This is a genomic window from Shewanella sp. 4_MG-2023, assembly GCF_030548015.1.
Classification (GTDB): Bacteria; Pseudomonadota; Gammaproteobacteria; order Enterobacterales; family Shewanellaceae; genus Shewanella.
This window is the reverse complement of record NZ_JAUORL010000021.1, coordinates 70,907-81,240: the sequence shown is the minus strand read 5'-3', so window position 1 is coordinate 81,240 and position 10,334 is coordinate 70,907. Positions and strand designations below refer to the sequence as shown.

Below are 10,334 nucleotides of genomic sequence, written 5' to 3'. Positions count from 1 at the left end.
GCATGCTTGAAGCAGAAATTGAGACCATGGACTTTTTAAGCATATTAGAGCAAGCCATTGTTTCAAGTTCAATGAAAGTAAGCGCAGCTTATAAGCATAAGTGAGCATGCTTGAAGCAGAAATTGAGACCATGGACTTTTTAAGCATATTAGAGCAAGCCATTGTTTCAAGTTCAATGAAAACACGCGGAGCTTATAAGCATAAGTGAGCATGTTTGAAGCAGAAACTGAGACCATGGCGCAGCTATAAGAGGATTAAAAGATGCAAGTATTTGTTATTGGTGGCGGCGGACGCGAACATGCGTTAGCTTGGAAAGCAGCACAATCAGCTCAAGTTGAAACAGTTTTTGTTGCACCAGGTAATGCTGGTACAGCCTTAGAGCCAAAACTAGAAAACATCGACATTAAGGTTGAAGCAATTTCAGAGCTGGTTAAATTTGCTCAAGATAATAAAATTGAACTCACCATTGTTGGCCCAGAAGTACCATTAGCACTTGGCGTAGTGGATGCCTTTAATGAAGCAGGTTTGCCTATCTTTGGTCCAACTCAAGGCGCTGCACAGCTTGAGTCTTCAAAAGCCTTCACTAAAGACTTTTTAGCACGTCATAACATCCCAACAGCTGACTACTCAAACTTTACTGAAATTGAAGCAGCAAAAACTTACTCAGTTGAGTTAACCAACAAAACAGGTTTCCCTGTGGTGATTAAAGCTGACGGCTTAGCAGCGGGTAAAGGCGTGATTATCGCGGCAGACCAAGCTGAAGCTGACGCAGCAATCGAAGACATGCTAGCAGGTAACAAGTTTGGTGAAGCAGGTTCACGGGTTGTTATCGAAGAATTTTTAAAAGGTGAAGAAGCCAGCTTTATCGTAATGGTAGATGGTAAAAACATTTTAGCAATGGCCACCAGCCAAGACCATAAAGCCCGTGATAACGGCGATAACGGCCCTAACACTGGCGGCATGGGTGCATATTCACCTGCACCAGTAGTGACCCAAGTTGTTCACGACTGGACCATTGCTAATGTTATCCGCCCAACGGTCGACGGCATGGCAGCAGAAGGCAATGTTTACACCGGCTTCTTATACGCAGGCTTAATGATTTCTCCAGATGGCAGCGCAAAAGTACTTGAGTACAACTGCCGCTTTGGCGACCCAGAAACGCAGCCAATCATGATGCGTCTGCAATCAGACTTAGTTGAGCTTTGTCTAGCCGCTACCCGGGGTGAGTTAGATAAAGTGACTGCTGAATTTGATTCACGCGCAGCAGTCGGTGTTGTACTTGCAGCAGGCGGATACCCAGATGCTTACCGTAAAGCTGACGTGATTGACGGTTTATCATTAGGTGATAACAACGCCAAAGTATTCCACGCTGGCACCGCCATGAAAGACGGCCATGTTGTCACTGCAGGCGGCCGCGTATTATGTGCCACAGCACTAGGTAACACTGTGACAGAAGCACAAGCTAGCGCATACAAGCTAGTCGATGCTATCCACTGGGATGACGTCTACTTCCGCACTGATATTGCCTACCGCGCTATCGCACGTGAGCAAGGTAAAGGTTAATTTTTTAGCCTAATGCTGAATTAAAAAAATCCCTGTGATGGCAACTAATGCCAAAAGTCACAGGGATTTTTGTTTTAGCGTTCAAAATTCAATTCCATTAAAGTATTAGGAGCTTATTAAACTATTTATCTTCCTTTACTAAAGGCACCGCCGAGTGTTTGCTTAAATTCAAAATCAACACCCCAACCAGTATGGCAATAACAATCGAGATTAAACGGGTAAATTCAGACGACAGTGAATCTGCCGCTTGGTGCTTAATGATTTGATACGTTAATACGATAAAATTAGTAAACAATAACTGGTAAATACTAAAGCGACATTGTCGACGAATGCCAAAGCAAGCTAACTGCAGACCGCAAAATAACGTCACCCCAATTAACATCCAAGTTGAAACCCCAAAGGCAAACAGTAGCATCACAGGTAAGGTAAATAAGATCCCAGTGGCGGTGGTGACAATTTTATTCTGGCTATAAATACGATGATCATTCGAGATAGGAATTTTAATCAAACTGCCAATGGTGATGGCAATCAGCATGGTTTGCGTACTGCCAATACTGATAAGTACCACCAGCGTAATACACATGGCGGTGGCTTTAAACATGATAAGCCCAATGTTAGTTTGCGCCCCTTCTTTAACGGTTTCATCCATTAAAATATCTTGCTCATCACCTGGGAATAATAAAAAACTGATGTAGGTGATAACGATGGCAATTAAAAAGGCTTCAAACATCAACCAAGGTAACACGTCCACTGGCGCACCCATTTGGAAATTCATCACTGTCATGATAATCACCACCATTAAGGCTAAGGTGGCAAGCATATCTTTAGGATCGTGATGACTGCGGTAAAAGCACCAAAAAAATAATCCCCAGCAAAATAGCGCATAACCTGTGGGAGTGTCTTTTAACACCCCAGCAAGAAACACCAATATAAAGCTAAGAAAGAATAATATGATAAGCAGTTTAAGTAACATACTCATAGGCGGCTTTGATGGCATGATGGTTAAAAATATCACCACAAACATCGGCGCTAAAATAGGCATAGCCGCCCCAGAGTATTGCAAATAAAACAGCAAAAAGACCGGGAAAAATACCAGCCTGATGATCGGATTCACCGCATTACGAAACATAGGTCCACACGCTCACAACTCGGATCCAAATTTTAGCTAACCATTCGCCAAAGCTGCTTTGCTCTGTAAAAAAGGCAACGGTAGCTTGGGAGCCATAACGAATGTTTTGCGGTATATCATCGTTTTCAAAAACAATGTTAACCGGATAACGCTGGGCATTTAACGAAGTGGTATCTGCGGTTAAAAAGCCTGTTGCTTGGTCAATATTATTACTGCCACCAGTCCCCCAACCTATGCTATCGACTTTGCCATTCAACACCCTCCCTGGCAGTGCATCGAGCACAATTTCAACTCGTTGCCCCTCACGAATATGCTCTAGAGAGTTTTCTCTAACCAGTGCTGAAATCCAAATACCGCGGGGATCTATAAAGGTCAGCATCGGCGTGCCAACCGTGGCTCTTTGCCCTAGAGTAAGTTGTAAATTGGTCACGACACCTTGTGAAGGCGCAATCACTTCGGTGCGCTGTAAGTCTAGCTGCGCTTGCTCAAGGTTGGCCATGGCCGCCAATAACTGCGGGTTATTTTCACCCTGTGGGCCTAAATTTTGTTTGGCTTGTACTAATGAGGCTTCTGCGGCGTTATAACTGGCTTGGGTTCGATCTCGAGACTCAATTGCATTATCTAAGTCAGATTGGCTTAATACCCCCTGCGCTGCTAACTCGGTGATCCTTACCGCTTGCTCTTTGGCGTTATTGCGGGCTGCTAACGCATCAATCACATTCGCTTGAGCAACTTCAACTGCTGCAGTATTGGCGCCAATACTTTGCCCTGTGATAGCAAGGTTAGCTTGGGCTGACTGTAAGGCAATTTGATAGTTGCGTGGGTCGATTTTAAACAGCACCTCACCCGCTTCTACCACTTGGTTATTTTTGACATTAACATCAACGATATTACCAGCCACTTGGCTGGCAACTCTCACCAAATAGGAATGGACTCTCGCATCGCCTGTCATAGGGGTGACTCTATCGGCCCATAGGCTATACAACCACACAAACAGGATCACGCCGATAATATAAAAACTTAACTTACGAGATGATTTTTCCGCTGCGGACATGATATTAACTCTCTAACTGATGATGAAATAGTGATGAAATAGTGCTGAAACTGAACTCTAAGCTCTCAATAATACAGTCTAGGATATAAGCAAAAATACACATACAAGTATTTGTAAGAATGATAAAAATTTATTCATACAAAGACTATTTATTCAAACAAAGGCTAAGGTTTCGATAATAACTACATTATAAATTTTACATAGTTATTCACTTTTATTAGCCTAAGCGAATAGCTATTTTACTGAGTTAACTTAATAGTCACAATCGCCTCATCAGCTCCAAAGAGCCACATTTTTTATCACTGCTGGTCATTGCCATAAAACATCGACTTACCCCTTAGACCTATGGCAGGATGTCACTCTGTCACAAGTTAATAACAAATAATACTGACAGCGCAACAGCCAGCATAAATATAAAAAATCTCATCACACCCCAAAAAAATAATAATAGAGATCACTCAATGTCTGATAAGCAAAAGCTAAACAAACACAAACAGCCCAGTTTGCTCGATGCCCTTGCACCCGTCTTTGCCCTCATAGCAATGCTAGGCACTGCGGTGTATCTTTTCTCTTCAGATAGTTCTTCTGGTGCAAATCAAATTGCCCTCATCCTAGCGGCCTGTATTGCCATTCTTATCGGTTATAAAAATGGTTATAGCTGGAATGAAATGGAGCGCGGCATCATTAAAAGTATTGGAGTGGCGACTGGCGCCTTGTTAATTCTATTTACCGTGGGCTCGCTTATCGGTACTTGGATACTTGCGGGTACTGTGCCGACAATGATTTATTACGGTATGCAGATCCTGCATCCACAATATTTTTATGCCGCTAGCTGTATTTTATGTGCCGTGGTCGCGATCAGTATTGGTAGCTCTTGGACTGTGGCGGGTACCCTAGGTATTGCCTTAATTGGTATAGCTTCCGCTATGGGATTAGATATTAATATCACCGCTGGCGCGATTATTAGCGGCGCCTATTTTGGCGATAAAATGTCACCATTATCAGACACAACCAACCTAGCGCCAGCGGTTGCAGGCTCTGATATTTTCAGCCACATCAAATACATGACTTGGACTACGGTTCCCAGCATTATCATTGCGCTAATTGTCTTCACTGTTTTAGGGCTATCAGCCGATGTTGCTAGCTTCAATTCAGATCTTGATAGCACCCTGTTGCTCCTCGAAGCAACTTATCAACCTGGCCTGCATCTGCTTATTCCTTTATTAGTGGTGTTATTTTTTGCTAACAAAAAAATGCCAGCCTTTCCTACCGTAATTCTAGGGACGATTGCTGGGGCTATTTGTGCGGCGATTTTCCAATTTGATAATGTGGTCAGCTATGTTAATGAGGATAATCTGCTACCGATTGTGGCGCTCATTAAAGGTATTTGGATTGCGATGTTTGATGGTTATGTGGCCACCACAGGTGACACGGTTTTAGATAACTTATTAAGCCGCGGCGGCATGAGCAGCATGGTCACCACGGTTTGGTTAATCCTCTGCGCCATGACATTTGGCGGCGTGATGGAAGTGACAGGATCATTATCGCGCTTACTGGAAAGTATCTTAAGTTTAGTGACGGGGACTAGCAGCTTAATTATCACCACTTTGGGAGTTTGTATCGGCGCAAATATTATTACTGCCGATCAATATATTGCCATTGTACTGCCCGGTAGAATGCTCAAAATTGAATATCAAAAACGCAAGTTGGCGCCAGTTAATCTAAGCCGTACTCTAGAAGATTCAGCTACAGTAACTAGCCCACTTATCCCGTGGAATACCTGCGGCGCTTTCATGGCCAGTACCTTAGGCGTAGCAACCATTGCTTATTTGCCTTATGCAATCTTTAACCTAGTTTGCCCATTCATCAGTGCATCCTATGCGTATTTCAATATCAAAATACAACCGCTAGATGAATCACTGCAACTCACAGAAGGTTTATAAATTTCAAAAATACGGACTTAGCCTGCTGCTATATAAGTGACTATATAAATGACTATATAAGCTGTTATCCAAAACGGTCTTTCAACCAGCCATAATGATAGTAACCCCATTGCCCTATTCGCCTTGCTTTAGCAAAGGGCAAACGGGGTAATGGGTTTTGATAAAGTGGTAAATTAGCTATTTCAGTTGGTGTTTCACCGGCAATACTTTGGGCTAATCGAAAAGCCGCTTGTGCACTAAAAGACACCCCAGCGCCGCAATAACCTAAGCTGTAACCCACGCCGTTTTTCTCAACTACATGGGGCATATCATCCATTGATGCCGCTATCCAGCCCGTCCAGTTATAGGCCACTTTTTTAGTCGCTAATGCAGGAAAGCATTTATTCATGGCCAGCTTGAGTCGCTGACCATAAATCGGATCTGCAGCGTCTTTCCCCCACACAGCGCCGCGGCCGCCAAACAGTAATCGATTATCAGGCAGTAACCTGAAGTAATATTTTAAAATGCGGGTGTCCATGGTTACTTGATGGCTAAATAGACCAGCGGCTTGCAGCTCATCAGCACTAAGTGGCTCAGTGACGATAATATTACTGAGTATTGGCAAAAACTTTTCATCAATGCGGTGATTAAACGCTTTGGGCGTATAGCCATTGGCGGCCACTATCACTTTATTTGCGCTTAACTCACCATGCTCAGTGAACAGACGGTGCTTGCCATTTTCCTCGATCCAGTCAAGCACGCATGAGCTTTCAGATAGGGTGACACCTTGATGCTCAACCATTGATTTATAGCCCAGCAATAACTTTAGCGGGTTTACCCCAAAGCCATCACTTAATCGCAGTGCGCCATAGGCTTGGTGATGATTTAAATAATCTCGGCGAAAGTCTGCAGCATTAATAAATTGCGCATGCTGATCCATATTTGCAGAGCCTGCTGACGAGGGTGATTTACTGTCTAATGGTGAAGGTATTAAATGCTGCTGAATAAAGTCAGCGGCTGTTTTAAGCTGCTGCAACGCCTTAGGGTTATGCGCCACCTTTAAGTAGCCTTTCTCCTGCGGATCACACTCTATATTGTATTTATGAATTAGTGATTCAACGCGCTCGACAGCTTGGCTAAACTCGCCATAAATGGCTTTAGTGGTGGCTAAATCCCAACGTTTTGCCATAGCGGCATAGCCCAACCTGCCCGAGCCCTTTAATACAAAACCTGCATTACGGGCGCTGGCACCAAAACCCACTTGGTTTGCCTCTAATACATGGCAATCTATATGGTATTTACTGGCGAGATAATATGCCGTCAGTAATCCTGTATAACCGCCGCCAATTATCGCGACATCCGTTTGCTGATGACCACTTAGGTGAGGTAAGCGTGGCGGCAAAGCTTGGGTACTTGCCCAATAGCTATTGGCCAGTGGTTGTGAAGCAGCATTCGGGGTTATTAAAGGATCATACATAGCAGCGGCTCTTTTTATTTTGGTTATATGAGTGCAAATGCGGGCACTAAAATCTGCAATAAAGCCTTTTGATAACGTCTATCTATAAATGGTTAGCTAAATTCAATCACCATTTCACAAGCTGTGCAGTGGCAATCATCGCCGCAAAGCACACAAAGATAATCGCTACCGTCTACTTTTTGGTTCCAACGGCTCGGATGTTGTTTAATTAATTGCCCACCAGCATGAGTAAAGTAACCTACCGCCGAGTTATTTGGGCTTTGTTGCCATAAGTGACTCACCCCCGCTTTGGCGCCCTGTTGCTTAACAGCCGCAATAGACGCTTGCAGTAATTTAGAACCAATCCCCTGACCGCGATATGCTTCTGCTACTGTATTACATTTGAAATAACACATGTTTTCAGCAGTAACAGGCCACTTTTCAGGAGTACACCATTGATCAACTGGCCACTTCCCAGCGGCATAAGTCAGCCTAAAACCGACAATATTAGCCGTCGAATTATGGGTATTTTTAGTTGGTGATAATTGTTCACTTTCTGCGATGAAGTGAGCATTGATATTATTTTTTATACCCATTCGATAAATTTTTTCAAGCGAAGATAGATTTAAATACCCTTCACCATGAACCAAGTTTCCGAGTTCAATAACTTGTTGAAAATCATCAGGAGTTAAGCTTCTTATCATTATTATATTGACTCCAGGTTGTCTTAATATATCGCCAAGATAGCACAATTATTTAGCAAAAATAACGATGTTAAACTTTTGTGATAATTTGGCGATAACACAGTGAGATCCCTTTGGCAGAATCGATTGCAATTAAACAAAAGGAGCTCCGTTATGAAATCATCTGTATTAAAACCTATCTCACAAAAAGCAAGCTTACTGACTTGTGGACTCATCGCCGCTGGCCTGTTCAGTATGTCAGCTAATGCTGCTGAAGTTGAAATCAGTGTTGTTAACCTAACCCACGGTAATCACTTCACGCCATTGTTTATTGCAGCACACGATGCTGACAGTCACCTATTCCAAGTGGGCGAAATGGCTACACCAGCATTACAAAAAATGGCCGAGGGCGGTGATATTGCTGATTTAGATGCCGCAGTTATGGGCGCAGGTGGCGTGACTGTTACCAACCCAGCCATGGGTTTATTAGCCCCCGGTGCTAATGTCAGTGATGTCATGCTTGATTCAATGGAAATGACGCACCTTTCTATCGTTGCTATGGTACTACCAACCAATGATGCCTTTATGGGGTTAGATGGCTGGGAGATCCCGACTGAGTCGGGTACTTACACAGTTTATGTAAACGCCTATGATGCGGGTACTGAAGCCAATGATGAAGTGGTTAATGGCGGCGGAATGTCCGGCGTTGCAGGTATTCCAGCAGCGCCAGGTGGTGACGGAGGTATGAATGGTACTGGTGTTATGGATGGTGCTACTAATGGTTATGTCCACACTCACCCAGGTGTGCTTGGTGATACTGATCCAGCCGGCGGCGCCAGTGATTTAGACAGCCGAATTCATCGCTGGTTAAACCCTGTTGCGAAAGTTGTTGTTACCGTTAAATAAGGGGCATGTGATGAAATATCCAATCAAAAATATCAATAAATATAGCCTGAGTGCTGCAGCATTAATTGCTGTGCTGGGCTTAAGTGGCTGTTCAGACAATAACAACTCACCGTCTCCTGAGCCGACTCCAACCCCAACGCCCGATACGGTAATGCAAACCTATAGCGTCACAGTGACAAACTTAACGGCTAATCAACCCATGTCACCGATTGCAATTGCCGTTCATAGCAATGATGTGATGTTATGGCAAGCAGGCGAAAGCGCAAATGTCGCCCTAGAGAAAATTGCTGAAGGCGGCGATTCAAGTGATGTAGCGGCTATTGAGGGTATCGAGGTTACGGCCAGTGGCGCTGGTATATTGATGCCAGGCATGTCAGAAACCATCACAATTACTTTAGATGAAGCCGATGTTGCCAACCTTACCGTAGCAACCATGCTGGTAAACACCAACGATGCCTTTACTGGATTAAACAGTTACGACATTTCGATGTTAGCAGTCGACACTATGGTCGCTATGAAAGGCATGGTTTACGACGCTGGCACTGAAGCTAATACAGAAGAAAAAGGTACCATGCCCGGACCTGCTGATGGCGGAGAGGGGTTTAATGCAACCCGTGATGATGTTGATTTTGTTCATATTCATCCAGGCGTGATCACCATGTATGACGGTTTAATGGACTCAGTCCTAACGCCATCACACCGTTTTGATAATCCGGCAATAGCCATATCAATCAGCCGCACACAATAGCAAGCATCAGCCTTTATGATTAAAAACCAAACAAGCTGAAAGTTTATCCGCCCATCTCAGGTCTGCTGGATAAGGACCTGAAATGGGAAATTCTGGATGAATGATTCTAATAAGCACCATCAGCACCATCAGCACCAAATCAAGCCACATATTTTGTTGGTTGAAGATGAGCAAGATTTGGCAAGGCTCATCATGCTAAATCTAACCGCACTAAATTATGAGGTGTTTCATGCCACCACATTAAGCCAAGCGCTTAACATCATTAAATCTAGTGTAATTGATTTGATTTTGATGGACCGTATGCTACCTGATGGCGATGGCATTATGTTGTGCCAGCAACTTCGTGAAGCTGACAACTCGGTTGCTGTGATGATGCTAACTGCCAAAGATTCAGAAGCCGATATTGTATTGGGCCTTGAAGCCGGTGCTGATGATTACTTAGTCAAACCCTTTAGTGTGCTGGAGCTACGAGCGCGAGTAAAAGCCATGCTTAGGCGTAGTAAAACTCAACAAATCAGCTCTGAGCAACTGCAGTTTAATGGCGTTACCATTAACGCAGCAACCCGTGAGGTCATTACCAATGACTGCCCGCTGGAATTAACCGCTAGAGAATTTGATCTGTTGCTGTTTATGGCCAAGCATCCACTACAAGTATTTAGCCGAATGCAATTATTAGAGGCAGTGTGGGGTTACAACTATGACGGTTATGAGCATACGATTAACAGTCACATTAATCGCTTACGCAATAAACTCGCCCACAGCCCTGGGCATCCAGAATTAGTCAAAACCGTTTGGGGTGTAGGCTATAAGTTCTCTCCACCATCAGCAACTTAGCTGATATTCGTTTTAAGCATGTTATTTTTAAAGTGTATA

The 10,334-nt window shown here is 43.8% G+C and carries 9 protein-coding genes; 5 read left to right on the top strand and 4 right to left on the bottom strand.

Annotated elements, in window-relative coordinates:
• Positions 1-261 precede the first annotated feature (261 nt).
• On the top strand, positions 262-1,563 hold the full coding sequence (gene purD, locus Q4546_RS12820) for a phosphoribosylamine--glycine ligase (protein WP_303446374.1): 1,302 nt from the start codon (positions 262-264) through the stop codon (positions 1,561-1,563).
• 121 nt (positions 1,564-1,684) lie between these two features.
• Here the strand turns inward: purD and Q4546_RS12815 are convergent, their stop codons facing one another.
• Together Q4546_RS12815 and Q4546_RS12810 are read right to left on the bottom strand one after the other, a co-directional pair.
• Positions 1,685-2,692, bottom strand: a complete 1,008-nt coding sequence (locus Q4546_RS12815; RefSeq protein ID WP_102436944.1) for a DUF2955 domain-containing protein — start codon at positions 2,690-2,692, stop codon at positions 1,685-1,687.
• Entirely contained in the window at positions 2,682-3,746 is a 1,065-nt protein-coding gene (locus Q4546_RS12810) for an HlyD family secretion protein (protein ID WP_102436946.1), read from the bottom strand. Before Q4546_RS12810 ends, Q4546_RS12815 begins: the two co-directional genes overlap by 11 nt.
• A gap of 461 nt (positions 3,747-4,207) precedes the next feature.
• On the opposite strand from Q4546_RS12810, the gene nhaC reads away from it, so the two are divergent.
• Positions 4,208-5,689 carry a Na+/H+ antiporter NhaC gene (nhaC, locus tag Q4546_RS12805; RefSeq protein WP_102436948.1) on the top strand — a complete coding sequence of 494 codons (1,482 nt, stop codon included), beginning with the start codon at positions 4,208-4,210 and terminating at the stop codon, positions 5,687-5,689.
• Positions 5,690-5,753: 64 nt separating this feature from the next.
• On the opposite strand, the gene Q4546_RS12800 is transcribed toward nhaC, so the two are convergent.
• Entirely contained in the window at positions 5,754-7,145 is a 1,392-nt protein-coding gene (locus Q4546_RS12800) for an FAD-binding oxidoreductase (protein WP_303446373.1), read from the bottom strand.
• Between the two features lie 92 nt (positions 7,146-7,237).
• Positions 7,238-7,828 carry a GNAT family N-acetyltransferase gene (locus Q4546_RS12795; protein ID WP_102436952.1) on the bottom strand — a complete coding sequence of 197 codons (591 nt, stop codon included), beginning with the start codon at positions 7,826-7,828 and terminating at the stop codon, positions 7,238-7,240.
• A 234-nt stretch (positions 7,829-8,062) separates the two neighbouring features.
• Here Q4546_RS12795 and Q4546_RS12790 point away from each other — a divergent pair, with 234 nt between their 5' ends.
• From Q4546_RS12790 to Q4546_RS12780, 3 genes are all read left to right on the top strand, one after another.
• Positions 8,063-8,713, top strand: coding sequence for a spondin domain-containing protein (locus Q4546_RS12790; protein WP_303446375.1), 651 nt, complete (start codon positions 8,063-8,065; stop codon positions 8,711-8,713).
• A gap of 10 nt (positions 8,714-8,723) precedes the next feature.
• The gene (locus tag Q4546_RS12785; protein WP_198589304.1) at positions 8,724-9,461 is read left to right on the top strand and encodes a spondin domain-containing protein; all 738 of its coding nucleotides are present in this window, start codon (positions 8,724-8,726) and stop codon (positions 9,459-9,461) included.
• A gap of 96 nt (positions 9,462-9,557) precedes the next feature.
• Positions 9,558-10,295 carry a response regulator transcription factor gene (locus Q4546_RS12780; RefSeq protein ID WP_303446372.1) on the top strand — a complete coding sequence of 246 codons (738 nt, stop codon included), beginning with the start codon at positions 9,558-9,560 and terminating at the stop codon, positions 10,293-10,295.
• Positions 10,296-10,334 lie beyond the last annotated feature (39 nt).